The organism is Haloterrigena alkaliphila, assembly GCF_017352155.2.
Taxonomy (GTDB): domain Archaea; phylum Halobacteriota; class Halobacteria; order Halobacteriales; family Natrialbaceae; genus Haloterrigena; species Haloterrigena alkaliphila.
In genome coordinates, this window is record NZ_CP084319.1 from 269,006 (window position 1) to 285,490 (window position 16,485).

Annotated in this window: 20 protein-coding genes, 2 pseudogenes and 1 riboswitch; of the genes and pseudogenes, 8 read left to right on the forward strand and 14 right to left on the reverse strand. The window is 60.1% G+C overall.

Annotation, left to right across the window (positions count from 1 at the left end):
- Window positions 1–9: 9 nt before the first annotated feature.
- Genes J0X25_RS38885 through J0X25_RS38900 form a run of 4 tightly spaced genes read right to left on the reverse strand, consistent with a single transcriptional unit; the run spans window position 10 to window position 2,432 of the window.
- Entirely contained in the window at window positions 10–636 is a 627-nt protein-coding gene (locus J0X25_RS38885; protein ID WP_226777125.1) for a helical membrane plugin domain-containing protein, read from the reverse strand.
- Window positions 637–1,827, reverse strand: a complete 1,191-nt coding sequence (locus J0X25_RS38890; protein ID WP_226777126.1) for an NAD(P)/FAD-dependent oxidoreductase — start codon at window positions 1,825–1,827, stop codon at window positions 637–639.
- 1 nt (window position 1,828) lies between these two features.
- Window positions 1,829–2,068: a sulfurtransferase TusA family protein gene (locus J0X25_RS38895; RefSeq protein ID WP_226777128.1), complete on the reverse strand. Its 240-nt coding sequence runs from the start codon at window positions 2,066–2,068 to the stop codon at window positions 1,829–1,831.
- On the reverse strand, window positions 2,061–2,432 hold the full coding sequence (locus J0X25_RS38900; RefSeq protein ID WP_226777130.1) for an SHOCT domain-containing protein: 372 nt from the start codon (window positions 2,430–2,432) through the stop codon (window positions 2,061–2,063). Before J0X25_RS38900 ends, J0X25_RS38895 begins: the two co-directional genes overlap by 8 nt.
- Before the next feature lie 357 nt (window positions 2,433–2,789).
- Here J0X25_RS38900 and trxA point away from each other — a divergent pair, with 357 nt between their 5' ends.
- Both trxA and J0X25_RS38910 read left to right on the forward strand, forming a co-directional pair.
- A complete protein-coding gene (gene trxA, locus J0X25_RS38905) occupies window positions 2,790–3,230 on the forward strand; it encodes a thioredoxin (protein ID WP_226777131.1) in 441 nt (146 codons plus the stop codon).
- A 117-nt stretch (window positions 3,231–3,347) separates the two neighbouring features.
- Window positions 3,348–3,887, forward strand: coding sequence for a DUF1684 domain-containing protein (locus tag J0X25_RS38910; RefSeq protein ID WP_226777132.1), 540 nt, complete (start codon window positions 3,348–3,350; stop codon window positions 3,885–3,887).
- Between the two features lie 42 nt (window positions 3,888–3,929).
- Here the strand turns inward: J0X25_RS38910 and J0X25_RS38915 are convergent, their stop codons facing one another.
- The 5 genes from J0X25_RS38915 to J0X25_RS38935 form a co-directional block, all read right to left on the reverse strand.
- On the reverse strand, window positions 3,930–4,202 hold the full coding sequence (locus J0X25_RS38915) for a DUF7967 family protein (protein WP_226777134.1): 273 nt from the start codon (window positions 4,200–4,202) through the stop codon (window positions 3,930–3,932).
- Between the two features lie 510 nt (window positions 4,203–4,712).
- Entirely contained in the window at window positions 4,713–5,885 is a 1,173-nt protein-coding gene (locus tag J0X25_RS38920) for an inorganic phosphate transporter (protein ID WP_226777135.1), read from the reverse strand.
- A 45-nt stretch (window positions 5,886–5,930) separates the two neighbouring features.
- Entirely contained in the window at window positions 5,931–6,392 is a 462-nt protein-coding gene (locus tag J0X25_RS38925) for a YeeE/YedE family protein (RefSeq protein ID WP_226777137.1), read from the reverse strand.
- Complete coding sequence (locus tag J0X25_RS38930) at window positions 6,389–6,946, reverse strand: YeeE/YedE family protein (protein WP_226777139.1); 558 nt, start codon at window positions 6,944–6,946, stop codon at window positions 6,389–6,391. The genes J0X25_RS38925 and J0X25_RS38930 overlap by 4 nt, the downstream gene beginning before the upstream one ends.
- 6 nt (window positions 6,947–6,952) lie before the next feature.
- Window positions 6,953–8,146, reverse strand: a complete 1,194-nt coding sequence (locus J0X25_RS38935) for an MBL fold metallo-hydrolase (RefSeq protein ID WP_226777140.1) — start codon at window positions 8,144–8,146, stop codon at window positions 6,953–6,955.
- Window positions 8,147–8,389: 243 nt separating this feature from the next.
- On the opposite strand from J0X25_RS38935, the gene J0X25_RS38940 reads away from it, so the two are divergent.
- From J0X25_RS38940 to ddfA, 3 genes are read left to right on the forward strand one after another with little or no spacing between them, the layout of a single operon-like run.
- Window positions 8,390–8,635: a sulfurtransferase TusA family protein gene (locus tag J0X25_RS38940; RefSeq protein ID WP_226777142.1), complete on the forward strand. Its 246-nt coding sequence runs from the start codon at window positions 8,390–8,392 to the stop codon at window positions 8,633–8,635.
- A complete protein-coding gene (locus J0X25_RS38945; protein WP_226777144.1) occupies window positions 8,635–9,249 on the forward strand; it encodes a DsrE/DsrF/DrsH-like family protein in 615 nt (204 codons plus the stop codon). Before J0X25_RS38940 ends, J0X25_RS38945 begins: the two co-directional genes overlap by 1 nt.
- 3 nt (window positions 9,250–9,252) lie before the next feature.
- The gene (gene ddfA, locus J0X25_RS38950) at window positions 9,253–9,498 is read left to right on the forward strand and encodes a DdfA family disk-determining factor (RefSeq protein ID WP_226777146.1); all 246 of its coding nucleotides are present in this window, start codon (window positions 9,253–9,255) and stop codon (window positions 9,496–9,498) included.
- A gap of 97 nt (window positions 9,499–9,595) precedes the next feature.
- A riboswitch (Fluoride riboswitch) is annotated at window positions 9,596–9,660 on the forward strand.
- 116 nt (window positions 9,661–9,776) lie between these two features.
- Here the strand turns inward: ddfA and J0X25_RS38955 are convergent.
- Together J0X25_RS38955 and J0X25_RS38960 are read right to left on the reverse strand one after the other, a co-directional pair.
- The gene (locus J0X25_RS38955; protein ID WP_226777147.1) at window positions 9,777–11,192 is read right to left on the reverse strand and encodes an ATP-binding protein; all 1,416 of its coding nucleotides are present in this window, start codon (window positions 11,190–11,192) and stop codon (window positions 9,777–9,779) included.
- A gap of 152 nt (window positions 11,193–11,344) precedes the next feature.
- A complete protein-coding gene (locus tag J0X25_RS38960; RefSeq protein ID WP_226777149.1) occupies window positions 11,345–11,524 on the reverse strand; it encodes a hypothetical protein in 180 nt (59 codons plus the stop codon).
- A 240-nt stretch (window positions 11,525–11,764) separates the two neighbouring features.
- Here J0X25_RS38960 and J0X25_RS38965 point away from each other — a divergent pair, with 240 nt between their 5' ends.
- The gene (locus tag J0X25_RS38965; RefSeq protein ID WP_226777151.1) at window positions 11,765–12,442 is read left to right on the forward strand and encodes an IS6 family transposase; all 678 of its coding nucleotides are present in this window, start codon (window positions 11,765–11,767) and stop codon (window positions 12,440–12,442) included.
- 48 nt (window positions 12,443–12,490) lie between these two features.
- Here J0X25_RS38965 and J0X25_RS38970 read toward each other — a convergent pair.
- Window positions 12,491–12,919: pseudogene (locus J0X25_RS38970) on the reverse strand (MBL fold metallo-hydrolase); the annotation flags it as partial.
- A gap of 103 nt (window positions 12,920–13,022) precedes the next feature.
- Between J0X25_RS38970 and J0X25_RS38975 the strand changes: the two are divergent.
- The gene (locus J0X25_RS38975; RefSeq protein WP_226777152.1) at window positions 13,023–13,301 is read left to right on the forward strand and encodes a PadR family transcriptional regulator; all 279 of its coding nucleotides are present in this window, start codon (window positions 13,023–13,025) and stop codon (window positions 13,299–13,301) included.
- A gap of 67 nt (window positions 13,302–13,368) precedes the next feature.
- Here the strand turns inward: J0X25_RS38975 and J0X25_RS38980 are convergent, their stop codons facing one another.
- Window positions 13,369–13,584 carry a hypothetical protein gene (locus J0X25_RS38980; RefSeq protein ID WP_226777153.1) on the reverse strand — a complete coding sequence of 72 codons (216 nt, stop codon included), beginning with the start codon at window positions 13,582–13,584 and terminating at the stop codon, window positions 13,369–13,371.
- Between the two features lie 112 nt (window positions 13,585–13,696).
- Between J0X25_RS38980 and J0X25_RS38985 the strand changes: the two are divergent.
- A pseudogene (locus J0X25_RS38985) lies at window positions 13,697–13,834 on the forward strand (IS6 family transposase); the annotation flags it as partial.
- Between the two features lie 580 nt (window positions 13,835–14,414).
- Here J0X25_RS38985 and J0X25_RS38990 read toward each other — a convergent pair.
- A complete protein-coding gene (locus J0X25_RS38990) occupies window positions 14,415–15,761 on the reverse strand; it encodes an orc1/cdc6 family replication initiation protein (RefSeq protein ID WP_226777154.1) in 1,347 nt (448 codons plus the stop codon).
- Window positions 15,762–16,485 lie beyond the last annotated feature (724 nt).

A 16,485-nucleotide genomic window follows, 5' to 3' on the forward strand; every position in this document is an offset into this window, starting at 1 on the left:
ACCGGCCGGTTATCGCGTCGTCCGTCCCATCGCCTTCGCGAGCGACAGAAGAAAGCCCAGTCCTGCCTTGACGTCCGGATCGCGCAGCGCTTTCGCGACATCGATCGGACCGGCGGGTTCCGCCGGCTCGGAACCGGCCTCGCCGACCGCCTCGAGCAGGCCCTCGAGCGTCCGGGCCACGTCGTCGTCGGTCGCGGTGTCGGCGACCTCGCCAAGGCGCGTCCCGATCGCCGCGAGGTCGATCACCATCTCGACGTCCATCGCATTCGACGCGAGCGCGAGCAGGTCCGCCATCGCCAGCAGGTCGTCGAGCGTGCCCGACCGCTGCAGGCGGGCGAGCGTCTCGATCGCGTCGGCCAGGTCGTCGGCGTTCTCGCCGGTCGCCTCGCCGAGCCGCGCTACCTGGGGTGTCGCCAGTCCGTCGGCTGCAGCGCCGAGGTTCGTCGCCGTCCCGGCCACATCCTCGATCATCCGGTCGTCCATCGCGACGGTCGCGAGGTCCGCCGTATCGAGCAGTTCGTTGACGGCCCCGAGGCGCTCGAGGAATCGAGCGACATCGTCGGGGTTGTCGGCGACGAGGTCCTCGAGCGCCGCCGCGTCCTCGGTCGGTTCTGCTGTGGTTTCCGTTTCGGACATCTAGAGCACCCCCCGTGCAGTGAGCCAGTAGGACTCGTTGTACCCGAGCTTCGCCCAGTGGAGCGGTTTCGACGGCTCGCGGACGTAGGGCTCCTCGCCGTAGGTGAACTCGATGAACGTGGCCTCGTCCATCCCGGCCTCGAGGAAGCAGGCGGTCTTCCCGTCGTAGGTCGCCGTCGGCGTCTCCCCGCGGGCACGGCTGGCGATCCGATCGGCGACGACGCCGGCCTCGTAGTGGGCGACGCTGCCGGCCTTGCTCGTCGGGACGTCCGCGACGTCACCGATCGCGTAGACGTCCTCGGCCGCCGTCGCCTCGAGCGTGTGCCTGTCGACGTCGGCCCAGCCGTCCTCGCCCAGCCCCGCGTCGGTCACGAGGTCGCTGCCCCGGTGGGGCGGGGTCGCCACGAGCAGGTCGTACTCGAGTTCGTTGCCTTCGACGGTCTCGATGAGTTCCGCATCCGGGTCGACCTCGCCGACGTTGAAGAACGTCTCGAGGCTGACGTCGCGCTCATCGAACAGATCGGTCGCCCAATCGGCGACCGACTCGAGGCCGTGGGCGCGGTTGATCGGGTACGTGTAGGTGATCTCGACGTCCTCGCGCCGGCCCCGCTCGCGGAGCCAGTCGTCGACCATCAACGGGAACTCGACGGGCGCCGCCGGACACATGTGCGGGACGCCGACGACGCTCAGGACGAGGTGGCCCTCGGTGAAGTCGGCGAGTTCGTCCCGGAGCCGCTCGGCGCCGTCGGGGCCGTAGAAGTGGTGGCCGCCCTCGGCGAGTCCGGGTACGGCCTCGGGCTCGAGGTTCGCCCCGGTCGCCAGCACGAGTTGATCGTAGTGCAGCGAGGTCGTCCGATCGGCGAAGGACAGGCGATTCCGCTCCGTATCGACGCCAGTTACCTCCTCGATCGTCAGGGTGACGCGACGGTCGATCAGTTCCTCGATCGGCCGTTTCGCGTCGTCGACCGTCTTCTTCCCGAAGGGCACGTACAGGAACGTCGGCTTGTGAACCGCCTCGGGGTCAAGCCCCGAGGCACTCGGCCTGCTCAGCCTGTAGACGTGGTACGGACCGGCCGTGATCAGCCGGACCTCGACCTCGCCGGCCTCGATCTCGGTCCGTAGTTCGCTCGCGAGCCGATTCGCGAGGACCGTCCCGCCCGTTCCGCCGCCGACGATGGCGATTCGATGCATCTCAGTTGACCTCCAGGTAGATGCTCCAGTACTCGTCGCGCTCCTCGATGTCGACCAGGTCGTGGCCGGCTTCCTCGAGCCACTCCGGAACGTCGGTCGTCGAGTTCCGTTCGGTGGTCTGAAGCTCGACCACGGTGCCGGCGTCGAGGCCTTTTACTTTCCCGATCAGGTCCATCAGCGGGCCTGGACACGATGCGTCTCGCGAGTCGATCGTCACGTCCGGATTGCGTGCGTCAGTCATTGGTATAGGGTTGCAGATTGCGTCGTCGTCGTTCGAACTCGTCTTCCGAGATCTCACCGCGTGCGTAGCGCTCGCGGAGTTCCTCGAGCGCGCGGTCGGGTCGGTCAGCGCGGTCGGTACGATCGATTCGGTCACCCCGGCGCCGACTACCGGCCCAGACGATCAGTAGGGCCAGCAGGCCGAGCAGGACGATCGGCCAGAGGAACATCCAGCCGCCGAACGCTCCCCAGCCGCCCATCCCTCCGCCGGCACCGCCGCCGTGGGGCTGCGCGGACGCCGTCGCGGTCGCGGCGACGAGGAGGACGGCGGCGAAGGCCGTCGCTCGGCTCGCATACCGTCCGATCGTTTCGTGTGGGTCTGTCATCGTTCGATCACACTCGAAGAATAGTATTGTATAGTAATGCTACTACCGGGAACCTCTCCTATTCAGGAATCGGCGATAGAGTTATAGGCGACGATCGCTCTCGGGAGGTTTACCGCACTCCAAATCGACCCGTAATGGATCCTCACCGACCGATAGAATAGGGCACCTCATCCCCAACAACAGCCGCGTTGGGAGGAATAGTATCTCCTTCCGTTCGGGGCTACCCGGTACGACCGCTGCGAGCAGCGATCGGTCGGTCACGTCGCCCGCGGCGGGAGAATCTCGGCCGTTCCGCCGACCCAATATTGCTCTTAAGACACAAAATCATTATGATTGTGGAGACCGTATCGTCGATCGATGAGCGAGTCCATCGACGACGAACGAGAACGGATCCGCGAGCGGAAGAAACGAGAGTTGCAGGAACGCCTCGAGAACGGCGGGAGCCTCGACGCGGCCGACGCCGCCGAGGCGAGCGATGCGCCCGACGAACCGATCGCGATCACGGGCCAGAGTCACCTCGATGAGGTCGTCGCGGAGCACGACCTCGTCCTCGTGGACTGCTACGCCGACTGGTGTGGTCCCTGTCAGATGATGGAACCGACGATCGAAGCGCTGGCCGCGGAGACCGACGCCGCAGTCGCGAAGGTCGACGTCGACGCTCACCAGCGGATCGCCCAGCAACTGGGCGCCCGCGGCGTCCCCACGGTCGTCCTCTACGCCGACGGCCAGCCGGTCGAACGCGCGGTCGGCGCCCAGGACCGCGGGACGCTGCAGAGCCTGATCGAGCAACACGCGTAACGCCTCGAGTTCCGTACTTACGCCGAGCGGCGGGGACTCGTCCGCGACCGGTCGCTCCGCGACGGATCGACGGCACGACCGTGCCGTGACCACACCGCGACCGCTTTCAATTCAATTATGTCCACTGACTGGAGACGCGCGATCGAAACGCAACGCGAGGAGAAAGACCGGTACTTCGACGGCGATCCGCATTCGCCGATTCCGCCGGACGAGCGCGAGTCGTTCGACGGCCTCGAGTACTACCCGATCGACGAGGACTACCGGTTCGAACTACCGCTGCACGAGTACGACGACCCCGAACCTGTCACCGTCGGAACGAGTACCGACGGCGAGCGGGAGTACCTGCGCTGGGGCGAGTTCCGGTTCACCGTCGACGGGGAGGACGTCGCGCTGCAGGCCTACAAGGCGGATCCGGACGATAAACGGCTCTGGGTCCCGTTCCGGGATGCGACTAGCGGCGACGAGACCTACGGCGCCGGCCGGTACCTCGACCTCGAGAACGACGACCACCGAGCGGACGACGGAAACTGGATCCTCGACTTTAACGAGGCGTACAACCCGACGTGCGCGTACTCTGACCGGTACGAGTGCCCGCTCCCGCCGACGGCAAACTGGCTCGAGGTGCCGATCGAGGCCGGCGAAAAGGCGTACCACTGAGCTCCCCGCGGCTAGCACGAGACGGACGGTTCGTCCCTCGAGTTATATCGTCTCCGCCGGATCGTGCTTGTCCGACATCCGTGCTGCTTCATCGGCGTACCGGTCGCGGACGCCTGGGTCGTCGACGGTCGCGAGATCGCTGGGAGAGACGTCCTTCGCGGCAGTGACCGTATCCAAGTCGACCGCCTGCGCTGCGAGTTCCTTTCGGAAGGTTCGCGTTCCGTCGGGAGTCGCATAGGTGAGGATGATGAGGTCGCGATTGTCGTAATCGCGCTCGACGAGCCACACGCGAACGTCGTCCGACTCCGATGACATGGAAACCCAAACGGGAAGTGGACGGGTAGTCGTTGGGGTTGAGTGGTTCGAGGGCCTCATCAGTATCCACGCCTTCAGTTCGAGAATGGTACCACCGACGCTCGTCTACTGGGGCGTCTGTGCGCGCACAGCGGGTTGATAGACCACCGCGCGACGCTCGACATCGCTGGCTTTTCGGAACTCACAGACGATCTGCGAGCGCGCTTGCCGCCTGACTACGAGAGGTGTGCGTACTTCGTTATCGGCGAGACGACCGACTCCTATGGCGCAGCGATGGAACGCGCCTATGATCAGACTGGTCTTTTGCCGTCACAGTTTTTTCCGCTGTTTCGTCGCGTTCCGGGATATGCACCCGTCCGCGAGTTCGTATACCGCGTCGTCGCGTCGAACCGACCGTTGATCGGCCAGCTACTTCCGTAGCTCCTCGAGAACGCGTGGGCAACCGCTACTCCGAAGGGATCCGATCGAAACTGACGCGGCTCGAGAGAGCCGAACGCGTCACCTGCTGCCTCAGAGTTCCAGAAGAAGCATCGATCCGTAGCCGAGTCCGAACGCGAGCGCGAACGACCCGATCCAGGCGGCGACGGTGAGTCCCAGCTTTCGGGGACTGACACCGTCCCCGCCGGCGACCGCGAGCCCGCTGCCGACGATGGCGCTCACGATGATCTCGTTGAACGAGACCGGAACACCCAACAGGACCGCGGTCTGTGCGATGAGAAACGAGGGGACGAGCGTCGAAATCGATCGGCGCGGCCCCAGCGACGCGTACTCCTGTGAGATCGACTTGATCATCCGCGGTGCGCTCGTCCAGGAGCCGACGAGGATCCCGACGCCGCCGCCGAGCAACACGACGATCGGTGATACCATCGACAAGTCCTCGAGCAGCGGGAACAGCGGGCCGACGGCCAACCCGACCTGACTCGCGCCCGCCGAGAACGCCACGAGTGCGCCGAGCGAGAGCAGGAATCGGCGCAGGCCGCCGGCCTGATCGCGGCCGACGTCCCAGCGAACGACGGCTGTGGCGGCGGCGCCAATGCCGAGCGAGATCGCGACCGTGGCGGCGGCGCCGTCGGCGGGAATGAGCGTACTTCCGGCGGCGGCGAGCGTTCCCCCGACCGACGAGCAAAACGAGAACTCGAGATTCGCGACCACGACGCCGACGATCCCGGCAAGGATCGGGACGCTGACGTCCTCGGGGACGTCGGGTCGCGGGAGGATACTGGCGAGACCGTAGGCGATGCCCCCGCCGACGAACGGCGTGAGGACCCACACCGCGCCGATTTCGGCGTACTTCCCCCAGGCCGGATCGCCGCCGAGCGCGAAGCCGACGCCGATGACCGACCCGGTCACGGTAAATGCGGTCGCGATCGGATAGCCGGTATAGATACCGATCGCCATCAGTCCGGCGCCGATCAGCAAGACGACGATGACACCGCTGACCGGGAGGCTGACCCCCTCGACGAGCCCCTTCCCGACGGCTTTGGAGACACTTCCACCCTGGATTACTGCACCAGCGAAGCCGAGGATACCGACGAAAAACGCCGCACGCATTGTGGAAATAGCGTTCGCACCGACGGCCGGTGCGAACGGGGTCGCCCCGCTCGAGCCGGCGCCAATTACCCAGGCCATGAACAGGCTCGCGACGGCCGCGGTGGCGAACAGCAGTATCGTTGCGGGTTCCATCAGTGTATAGAAAGCTGCGATTTAGTTATCGAAATTTGACCGACGTTAGTCGGCACCCGCCGGGGCGGCGTCGGCCGCGGCGCGCTTGCTTCGCCAGACTCCCTGCAGGTAGGCGCCGGCGAACATGCCAGCGAGCGCCCACAGGATGGTGATGTTGCCGACCCCGAGGCTGGCGTAGGCGGCGCCGGGACAGATGCCCGAGAGGCCCCAACCGACGCCGAAGATCGCGCCGCCGACCAGGACGTTCCGGTCGAACGGCTTCAGCCGGCGTTCGTACCGATCGCCCGTCAGCGGCGCGCTGTCTCGGATCCGGGGCATCACGGAGAAGGCGATCCCGGAGACGATCGCCGCGCCGAACATGACGAACAGCAGTCCGAAGTCCTCGAACTGCAGGAAGTTCAGCACGACCTCCGGACGCGCCATCTGGCTGAACCCGAGCCCGAACCCGAAGATCAGGCCGCCGACGAAGATCAGCGGCATGAACAGCGGGTGGCGATCCTCGCTCATGGCGACACCCCCATCGCGGCGACGATCTGCGCGGTCCCGATGGCGACGGTCAGGAACGTCGCCACGCCGACGATCGACGTCTTCGACGCCGAACCGACGCCGCAGACGCCGTGGCCGGACGTACATCCCTTGCCGATTCGGGTGCCGATCCCGACCAGGAGGCCGCCCAGGAACAGCCGCCACGGCTGGACGGAGGTCGACCAGAGCGTCACGCCGCCGACCTCGTACAGTTCGCCGGTCGTTCCGGCCTCGTAGAGCGAAGTCGTGATCACCCCGGACTGGACCGTCGCCGCGAACGCCAGCCCACCCAGGATGATGCCGAGCGTGAACACGACGCGCCAATCTCGGGACGAAACGTACTGCTGGAACCGCGACTGCCCGGAGACGTACGACAGCGTCGACTCGAGGAACGTGCTCGCCCCGGCCGGGATGCCGGTCCCGACGTAGATCACGACCGCGCCGAAACCGACGAGCAACCCGCCGACGGCGTAGCGGCTGATCCCGTTGGGAAACAGCTCGGCGGCCAGTTGGAGTGGGACTGGGTCAGTTACCATTGGGCGTTAGTCACCCGCTAGCGATTCCTGACTGGCCGCGCAGTTGTTCGGGCCGAGCTCGAGTTCGAACGCTTCCTCGTCGTCGGCCTCCTGCTGGCCGAGGTTCGTGGGGATGATATCCTCGTAGTTGGCCGGCCGGGGCGGCATGTCCGAGAGGATCAGCTCGACGAATTCGTCCTCGTCCATCGTCAAGGCGTCCATCTCCACCTCGAGTTGGCCGATCGGTGCCGTGTAGGTGCCATCGTCGGCGGGTTCGGCGGAGTCGCTGAAGTGCGCGCCGCCGATCAGCGTGTCGTCGGGCAGGGTCAGCACGCGCTCTTGCAGCGTCTCGTAGAGCTGTCGCGCGGCGTCTTCTGCGCCCTCGTCGCCCTCCTCTAAATCGGGGCGGGCGACACTCTCGACGAACAGACCGTCGCCGGTCGCAAGCAGCGAGTCGTCGATCAGATACGAGGTCATCCCGGAGGTGTGTCCGGGCGTGTAGACGGTCTCGATGGTGGCCTCACCGACTTCGAACTCGTCGCCGTCCGCCGCGAGAGTCATCTCGTCGGCGTAGGTGACACCGCGGTCGACCGCCGCCTCGGGGATGACGCCCTCGACGCCTTCTGCGTCGAGATTACGGACGCCCGAGATGTGGTCCGCGTGGATGTGCGTGTCGATCGCGTACTGCAGGTCGGCGCCGAGGTCGTCGACGTCCTCGAGGTACCGATCCGTGAACGCGCGCAGCGGATCGATCACGGCCGCCTCGTCGCCGTCGACGACGAGGTAGCCGAGACAGCCGCTCGAGGGACGCTGGTACTGGTAGAGCGTCCCCGCACCGTCGTAGCGTTCGACTTCCACGCGCTCGTAGATGCGCGCCCAGCCGTTCATCCCGTCCTCGAGGTGATCGACGTCGTAGCCGCGCTCTTTCAGCGTCGCGGCGACGTACTCGCTCGAGCCCCCCTTCGCACAGAGAACCGTAATTTCGCGGTCATCGGGAATCTGTGCAAGGACATCGTCGTCAATTTCGTCGTCCAGGAACTCGAAGTACGGGATGTTGATCGATTCGACGGTCTCTCCGTCGATCTTCCACTCGTTGTACTCCGATTCCATGCGGGTATCGAGGAGCGTGACGTCCTCGTCCGCGTCGATTTGGTCCTTTAATTCGTCTGGACTGACCGATTCGATCTCGACGTCCGGCATTGGAAGATCCATATCGTCCATGTTGTACAGTTTCCAGTATCGGCTACTGGCACTTAAGGGTTTGTATAGTATTTCCTATTATCTACAATACAGTCTAGCCAGATACACGCTCATTTAGATCAAATGCCTGTATACGGGCGATACTAACTAGTTACTGCCTTCCTCTGGACCAGGGGTATTCGTGTATTGCACAATAACCGGAGGCCTTATATGGGTGCACCCAATATTGTGCAATAGCTCCAATACGGAGCATAGAACGAAATCATGAGTTCGGAATACCAGACCACGGAGACGCTTGACGTGAAAGGACAGTCCTGCCCGATGCCCATCGTGAAGACCAAGCAAGCGATCGACGACCTCGAGGCCGGCGACGTCCTGGAGGTCGTCGCGACTGACTCGGGCAGCATGAGCGACATTCAGGGGTGGGCCGACGGCACCGACGGCGTCGAACTCCTCGAGCAAGTCGAAGGGAACGACATCTACACCCACTACGTGAAGAAGACGGAATAATGAGCACGGACAATCAAACGACACCGATCGAAGACGGCGAGGCGGACGTCGAATCCGAATCCAACGCCGAGATCGACGCCGCCGAGTTGCAGGCTCTACGCGAGCGCGTCGAGGAGTTAGAGGAGTCGCTCGCAGAGGCGGACCTGGGCGACGACCAGAAGAAGATGACGATCGTGGCGACGCAGGGCAGCTTCGACATGGCGTATCCGCCGCTGATCCTCGCGAGCACCGCGGCCGCGTTCGGCTGGGAGGTCGTCGTCTTCCACACGTTCTGGGGGCTCGACATTCTCCACGAGGAGAAGTCGAAGGATCTCAAATTGAGCGCCGTCGGCAATCCCAACATGCCCGTCCCGAACGCCGTCGCCGCACTCCCCGGCATGGACACGATGGCCACGAAAATGATGCAGAAGAAGATCGACGACAACGGGACCGCCACCATCGAGGAGTTGATCGACCTCTCGCTCGAGAGCGGCGTCGATCTGCAGGCCTGTCAGATGACGATCGAGCTGATGGACTACGACGAGGACGACTTCTACGACGGCGTCACCACCGGCGTCGGCGCGGCCACCGCGTTGCAGCACATGGCTGAATCCGACATCCAGCTCCTCGTCTGAGCCATGACCGACACCGAGTCCACGCGCTCAAAGCCGAGCCTGCGCGTTCTCGAAGCGATTGCCGGCGCGGAAGGTGTCTCCCCGACTGCCCTCGAGCCGCCGCTCAACGACGTTGTGGATCCTGCTGCGCTGGACCGATTGTTTGAGCCGACCGCTACTAACGCCTCGGTCCGAGGCGGACACGTTTCGTTCCGGTACCGAGGATATGACGTAACAATCTCTTCGGATGGCACCATCGAACTGTCGTAAGAAGAGCTCAGGATTCGCTTCTACGACCCTCGACTATTGTCCTTTCATAAGCAACTAAACCCTACGGTTGAATTTTCGTTCACCAGAGACAGTAGTGAAACACCCGGGCGATGGAGTCCGCCTTCCCCAACCGCCGACACGGCTGATGACTCCTATTTCCATTTCGGTAGATGGTACGGAGACAACTCATTCGGCCCGGGGAGGCGATTGGATTGATTGCACTTGGCGGAAACCCATTCGGGGGTCGAAAAACCGCCCAAGCTGGTAGCTCTCCAGCGTTACTGGGCGGTTCCACTCTCGAGAACGGCAACGATATCGGAGAGATCGAATAGGCGGAGGTCATCACGCTCGTCTGCAGCTTCCTCGACGGAGCGTTTGAACCCAGAGCGGCTGAACAAGGCGAATTCATACGTCGGCTCACCACCTCCAGTGGGTGTCCAGTCGATGTGGGGGACGTCGTCTTCGAGATCCGCGAGCACGTCATAGCCGAGGGGAGTGTTGGTAAATTTCGCTTCGCCAGCGATCAGCGTCGACTCGTCAGTTGGTGCAACGACATCCACCTCCCGGCCCTTGTACCACCACTGGCTTGGCACCTGTGTGAGCTGGTAGTCTGCATAGAGTGCCGGCACCGCCTGGTGACAGAGCGATTCGAACGTTTCGCTGACGAAGTCGGGCAATTCCGGTTCGATGAGATCCGCGTAGGCGTTCTCGCCGTAGAGTTCGTACTGGCCCTCGCGGCCGTAGAGATAGCGGAAGTAAAACCGGAATACGGGATCTCGAATCTGGTACCGAGTCCGCTTGCTGCGCGCCGGGTCAGCGAGTGCCGGATGGTGTTTCTCGATGATCTGGAGCGTTTCCAGTCGGTCGAAGTAGTACGACGTGTTGGTGCTCTCGATACCGGCTCCTTGGGCGATCTCGTTTCGACTGCGGTTCCCGCTGGCCATCGACTCGAGAACCGAAAAATACGTGTTCACCTCGTTGAGTTCCATCTGGAGGACGGTTTCGGGCTCGTCGTGGAGTGGGCCATCCGGATCGCACAGCAGCCGCGTGATGTTCTCTCCGTGGCTCTGTGATGGATCGAGAGGGGTGAGATATCGGGGGGTGCCGCCGAAGACGCCATAGACGAACACCCGTTCTTCGGGATCGTATGTCGGCACAAACTCTTGGATAGAACGAAACGGCAGCTGGGTGAGTTCGAGGCGGCCATTCGGTGTCTGGGACACCCGGCCGTAGAGTGGCGCACCGCCATCGAGGACGTGGGTATGAATCATGCCGATTGCAGAGCCTGTGAGTACGAGCGTTGCCTGGCTCTCGTCGACAGCTGTATCCCACAGGTGTTGAATGACCGACGGGAGCCCCTCGTTCGATTCGATCAGGTACGGGAATTCGTCGATGACGATGATGGCGTCTCTGTCGGCGAGGTACGCTAAGAGTGGCTCCCACTCCTCTTTGACGGCCGTGATGTCTGGATAGGTTGTCGCTGCGGCCTCGACGAACCGCCGGAGCTGTGTCGTCGCTGTTCCTTGGACTGCCTGATAGTACACGGCATCGTCGCGGTCGGCAATCGATTGGCGGACGAGTTCGCTCTTGCCGATCTGGCGGCGTCCATAGATAATTGCGAGTTCTGCAGCGTCACTCTCATAGAGGGTCTGCAACCGATCGAGTTCATCGATACGATTAACGAACTGGTCCATACCTCCAGTCGTTGTTGGAGATACATATGTGCTCCGGAGTTAGGAACCAGACTATAATAGCCTGGGCTATAATATTTCGGCCCCTAATACGCGGAGTCAATTATTCGATCCTTCACCCACTAAAGCTTCGACAGCCATGCCCGAATGTTCCGTCAGTCGATGTGGTAGGTCGCGTCAATATCAATACTGTCGTACATACAGCCAAGCATGTCGAGTGCCGACTGGAAATGCGCGTAGTGCTCGTTTGCGAACGCCACCGTCTCCTGAATCGGAACGACGGGCCGTCCGTCGACTATCTTGTCCTCAATCTGTGACCGCGGTTCGAGGAACACTCGTACCGCACCATCGAGGTCAGCAGTGGGGTGGCGTTCTTCCGCAGTCGGGATTCCGCACTCGAATTGCTTCCCATCCCGATTACCCTCAGCAGTATGGTCGCAATCTGTGCGACTACACCGTTGAGGACACAGATTTGATAGGATATCACTCTGAAGAACAGATATGGGTATAGAAGAGGCGCACTGTCTAGTTGAGTCAATTTGAGAAGTGAGCAGGTCGTTGAGTGAATTGGTTAGATGCTCGCAGACCTGCTCAGTGAGAGCTATGAACCGGATTTTGAAGAATCTTGGGAGAATGAGCGGACGGCGACGCCCGTCAGGGCGTTCGCCGTCCGCCTCCATCAGACTGGTTGTTCACTTCGGGAGACAACAACGATCTTAGCGGAATTAGGCGTTCAACGCTCTCACGGAGCGGTTTGGAACTGGGTTCATCGGCTAGCTGACAGCGGACGCGACCCGGCTGAGGCGCAGCCGAAGCGGGTCGCCGTTGACGAAACCGCTGTCAAGATTAACGGCGAATGGTCTTGGTTGTACGCTGCAATAGATATCGAGACAAAGCTGATTCTCGACGTTGCGTTATTTGGGCGGCATGGCACCGATCCGGCGGCTGCGTTTCTCCATCGACTCACCGAGAAACACGATCTCTCGGATGCTGAGTTTCTCGTTGACCAATTCGGCTACCGGACTGCCCTCTCTCGATTAGGATTGAGCGGTCGGGTCAACTATACCGACCGAAACCTCATCGAAAAGTGGTTTCACACCCTCAAGATGCGTATCGACCGCTTCCATAACTCGTGGGTGGGCAGTCGGTCGAGCGTCCGCGAGTGGCTTGAACAGTTTATGCACTACTACAACTATCAGAGACCGCATCAGGCTCTCGATGGAAAGACGCCGATAGAGGAGGTACAGAACTAGACAGTGGCGTGAGAGTTTGTGTGTACCGTATCCATGTGGGGAGAAGCGTTCGAGAACATCGTGGACATCGTCACGGGTGAACTTTTGTTCACGACCCTGTTTGCGAGCCTCCTCTTCGTGGATATTGACCGAATCGTGTAACAGCGTATGAGTCAGTGCCGTTGTCGGACGGGTCGTGATGAGCGGAGCATCCTCTGCGAGGAGTTTTCGATGTTCTAAGACCGGAAGCCCACCCGAATGGTCGATGTGAGCGTGGGTGAGAAATACCGCGTCGATCTGTCTCTTCTCGAGTTCTCTGAGTTGTGGGAACTGTCCTCCAGAGCCCTGATTCAGACCACAGTCGATGAGAAGGTCTACCTCTGGCGTCTGAACGTGATAGCACGATCGACCGACTTCTCTGGCACCACCGAGTGGCGTGACAGTAAGCGGGTGCTCATTGCCAGCGAGTTCATCGTTCGAGGTACTCGGTTCATCCATAGTTTGTTTGGATGTAGCTGATTGAACTATCCGTCTGCAAGCTCAAAGATGACCTTGTGAATATGGAGGGAATTTTGTATGTCTATTCATCGAATTCGTAGGTATGTACGATCTCACGGGGTTTCAACGCGACCTATTGTACGTGATCGCCGGACAAGACGAACCCCACGGACTTGCAATTAAAGAAGAACTCGAGAACTACTACGAAAAGGAGATTCATCACGGACGGCTCTATCCGAATCTGGATACGCTCGTCGACAAAGGCCTCGTCGAGAAAGGTGAAAAAGATCGCCGAACGAACGTCTACTCGGTCACTCGCCGTGGTACTCGAGAAATCGAAGCGCGCCGTGACTGGGAGAACCAGTACGTTGATCTCGACTAGGCAAAACCCATCAATATTATTATATTTATATCATACTCGAGAAGCCGTCGCTAGAAGAGGATTCGATTCAACCGTGTAGATTCTGCCGTGTTACTGTATACTTCTCCCCGAACTGTAGTTTGTCGTTCCGCGATAGCTCGATATCGTGTTTAGCTAGTAACTTGAGCATTCGCTCGATATCACACTCGTACCACATTGCGAGCAGTCGTATGTTCTTTTGCGCATAATCGTAGTTGCGCTCGAGAACTTGTGGGTTTAGGGGATCGACTTCAAGCGAACTCATTGATCGCTAAAATGGCCTCCACTACCGTAAATCATGGGTAACATTACCAAATCTGCGGCCTGGTCTAGTTAGTGCGGTTTGAGAAGTGAGTAGGTCGTGAAGATAGTTTGGAATGATGTACGCAGACCTGCTCAGCGAGTGCTACGCGGCAGAATTTGATGAATGATGAGAGCGTGGATGGACGGCAACGCTCGTCAGTGTGTTCGCAGTCCGGCTTCACGCAACCGGTTACTCGATTCAGGAAACACAATGATTCTTCGCTCCTGCTACGTCCCATGCAGAGCTGCACTTCAGTTGCTCTCGACTACCCGTCCGAGTACATCCCACATGCGAGACCAAGGAGAACAACCACCGTACGATCTCGATCCAGAGTTCATCTTGTGAGAGTGATCGGAAAAGTACGTCTACCGCCGTAGTATCGACAGTATTCACTGGCAATGAGTCTCGAGTCGGAACTCACACCCTCTCCGCGACCGATAGGTGGATCGCTTTGGGGTTCGGTAGTTTGAGACGCTTCGCGTCTCGTGATTACGAATGAAGATTATAGGTAAACCTCGGGGACACCCCGTGTGCAAAGTGAATCGTGTGAGTTCGATAAGGTCGATACCCCGTGTGCGAAATGAAATTGCGGCCCCGTTACGAGCACGGACCCCGTGTGCAAGATGAATTTCCGGAGAGACCGACCGCACACCCCGTGTGCGAAATGAATTTCCACGGAAGAGCAAAAGACAGTCTCGATAAGTTGATTGTTGGCCCTATGAGATGGATAGACCCCGTGTGCGAAATGAAATTAGTTGACGACTCTGTATCCAATGGTACGGTGCCAGCGTCTACTTCCCCTCGAAGAAGTCGTCAATTTGTGCGTTAACGACAGACTCAATCAGGTCGTGATTGTCCTCGATTTCTCCGAGCCGAATATCTTCTCGTAGCGTTTCGGCGACGACTTCCGGGTCGTCGACGAAGGAGTACTCCTTGTGGACGCCGCTGCCGTACCCTCGACCTCGTTTATCGGAGGTGACGAAGTTGTACGTCTCCGCTTCGGTCATGTACCGGAGGTACGAATCGCGCGATTTCTGATCCGCGTCCAAGAGATCTGCGATATACTGGTAGACCCGAAACGCCACAGTACTGGGTACCGCACTCAGATTCTGATGTGAGTAAACGGGAACGATGGCAGTCGCGTAGAGTGAGAGCTTCTTTTGCGTCGAAAGACCCTGCATCTGTGTGAGCGTACGGTCACGTTCGGCCTCCTTCTGGGCGTCGCGAACGTGTTCCTCCCGAACCGTCTCCTCACCCTCGCGGTCCGCAAGTTCGCCCGCCTTCCGGAAGAGATCGATCGCTTTCCGTGCGTCCCCGTGATCCTGTGCAGCGAACGCGGAACTGAGCGGAATGATCCCGTCTACGAGGACGTTATCTCGATACGCATCACGACGCCGATCTAGAATCGATTGCAACTGATTCGCATCGTAGTCCGGGAACACGACGTCTTGGGGGTTAAACGAACTCTCCGCCCGGCCGTCGAGGTTCTCCATGAATCGGGGATCGTTCGTCAGCGCAGCGACCGAGATATCGCCCTCGATCCGACCGAGTTGAGAAGCTCGAGAGAGTTGGTAGAGAAGCTTCGAATAGGCCGGTTCGTCGTTCGGATCTCGCTGTCGGCCGGCGAGGAGATCGACTTCGTCAAGGATGATGATGACCGAATCGAAGTACTCGCTCAAGAGTTCGTAGAAACGGCGCAGCTTCTGGTCCGTAGAGATCCCGCTCTCGGGAATTCCAGCAACGACGCCGGCCTCGGCGGCTGCGTTTTCGACGAGTCGGTAGACGGCGCGGTCGTGTGATTTGATCGTTTGGCAATTGATCTGGATGACTCCGAATCGGATATCCTGAGCTGTCGCGAGATCTGAGACCTGTTCGCAGACCGCATTGATGATCAACGACTTGCCAGTTCCCGAGGGGCCGTACAGAAGCATATTGGGCGGACGATTCCCTTGCAGTATCGGCCGTAGATACGTGATGATGTCGTCTAACTGTTGATCCCGACCGACGATTCTGTCCTCGTCGATAACGGTATCGGGGTCGAGCAGCGCTTTATCGCGAAAGACCGAGTTTTGTGCCCCCTCCTGGAGACGACCTTTGATAGACTGTGAGAGAGACTGTTGGTCGTTGCCATCAGCCATAATACGGGTGTTGAGCCCACTCTATAAATAAATATGGGGTACCGTGTGCGAGGTCAAATTATCCGAATAATGGAGATACAGAGATTCAGCGGCGGGGTGAAAAGGAATATGCCACTACCGTGGGCAAAGTCAAAAGACTGTAAGACACCCCGTGTGCGATATGTAATCTCCATCTTGTCTTTTCGCGATCGAAGCTAGGGACGAATGCGAATGACCAATGTGGATAGAGAAGAGATGTGGTGAAACTGGATATAGGAGTGATAGCACAAGGAAGACGGGTAAACGGTGAGAGAGTAAAGTACTGGATTGCCACCAACCCCCTCCCCCCGTGTGCAAGATGAAATTGGTCTCGAGGAGAGGGAGGGGGAGAAGCGTGTCAGGCCTTGTTTTGTCTCATACTGGGATTTGAGTTGAAGGAGAACCTCTAGAGCCTATGCAAGCGTTTAGCTCTAGACTAGGAAAGGTTTATTTGGTTAGGCTAGAAAACGGAACCGTACTGGACCTTGATTGCTATAGAAGGATAGTTAGCTATCCTTCATGAGTTTTGATCGGATATTGGCAGTTGAATAGGCTTCTCCGCCTAATCTTCCCCCTCTCAGCCGTCTCCAGCCAGAATCAATCTTTCTTCCGATTGGCGAACCCTATTCCACTCTCTGCGAATTCATTTCGCACACGGGGTGTGGGGGTCTCGTCCGACTCTCATCCCATCCCAGTTTTCCCTCGG

Bases quoted from the DNA above. Each gene is read 5' to 3' on its own strand.
- J0X25_RS38965 (WP_226777151.1), top strand. From the start codon at position 11,765: ATGCTCGCAGACCTGCTCAGTGAGAGCTATGAACCGGATTTTGAAGAA.
- J0X25_RS38890 (WP_226777126.1), bottom strand. From the start codon at position 1,827: ATGCATCGAATCGCCATCGTCGGCGGCGGAACGGGCGGGACGGTCCTC.
- J0X25_RS38945 (WP_226777144.1), top strand. From the start codon at position 8,635: ATGAGCACGGACAATCAAACGACACCGATCGAAGACGGCGAGGCGGAC.
- ddfA (WP_226777146.1), top strand. From the start codon at position 9,253: ATGACCGACACCGAGTCCACGCGCTCAAAGCCGAGCCTGCGCGTTCTC.
- trxA (WP_226777131.1), top strand. From the start codon at position 2,790: ATGAGCGAGTCCATCGACGACGAACGAGAACGGATCCGCGAGCGGAAG.
- J0X25_RS38920 (WP_226777135.1), bottom strand. From the start codon at position 5,885: ATGGAACCCGCAACGATACTGCTGTTCGCCACCGCGGCCGTCGCGAGC.
- J0X25_RS38925 (WP_226777137.1), bottom strand. From the start codon at position 6,392: ATGAGCGAGGATCGCCACCCGCTGTTCATGCCGCTGATCTTCGTCGGC.
- J0X25_RS38900 (WP_226777130.1), bottom strand. From the start codon at position 2,432: ATGACAGACCCACACGAAACGATCGGACGGTATGCGAGCCGAGCGACG.
- J0X25_RS38990 (WP_226777154.1), bottom strand. From the start codon at position 15,761: ATGGCTGATGGCAACGACCAACAGTCTCTCTCACAGTCTATCAAAGGT.
- J0X25_RS38895 (WP_226777128.1), bottom strand. From the start codon at position 2,068: ATGACTGACGCACGCAATCCGGACGTGACGATCGACTCGCGAGACGCA.
- J0X25_RS38975 (WP_226777152.1), top strand. From the start codon at position 13,023: ATGTACGATCTCACGGGGTTTCAACGCGACCTATTGTACGTGATCGCC.
- J0X25_RS38885 (WP_226777125.1), bottom strand. From the start codon at position 636: ATGTCCGAAACGGAAACCACAGCAGAACCGACCGAGGACGCGGCGGCG.
- J0X25_RS38980 (WP_226777153.1), bottom strand. From the start codon at position 13,584: ATGAGTTCGCTTGAAGTCGATCCCCTAAACCCACAAGTTCTCGAGCGC.
- J0X25_RS38935 (WP_226777140.1), bottom strand. From the start codon at position 8,146: ATGGACGATATGGATCTTCCAATGCCGGACGTCGAGATCGAATCGGTC.
- J0X25_RS38930 (WP_226777139.1), bottom strand. From the start codon at position 6,946: ATGGTAACTGACCCAGTCCCACTCCAACTGGCCGCCGAGCTGTTTCCC.
- J0X25_RS38915 (WP_226777134.1), bottom strand. From the start codon at position 4,202: ATGTCATCGGAGTCGGACGACGTTCGCGTGTGGCTCGTCGAGCGCGAT.
- J0X25_RS38910 (WP_226777132.1), top strand. From the start codon at position 3,348: ATGTCCACTGACTGGAGACGCGCGATCGAAACGCAACGCGAGGAGAAA.
- J0X25_RS38955 (WP_226777147.1), bottom strand. From the start codon at position 11,192: ATGGACCAGTTCGTTAATCGTATCGATGAACTCGATCGGTTGCAGACC.
- J0X25_RS38940 (WP_226777142.1), top strand. From the start codon at position 8,390: ATGAGTTCGGAATACCAGACCACGGAGACGCTTGACGTGAAAGGACAG.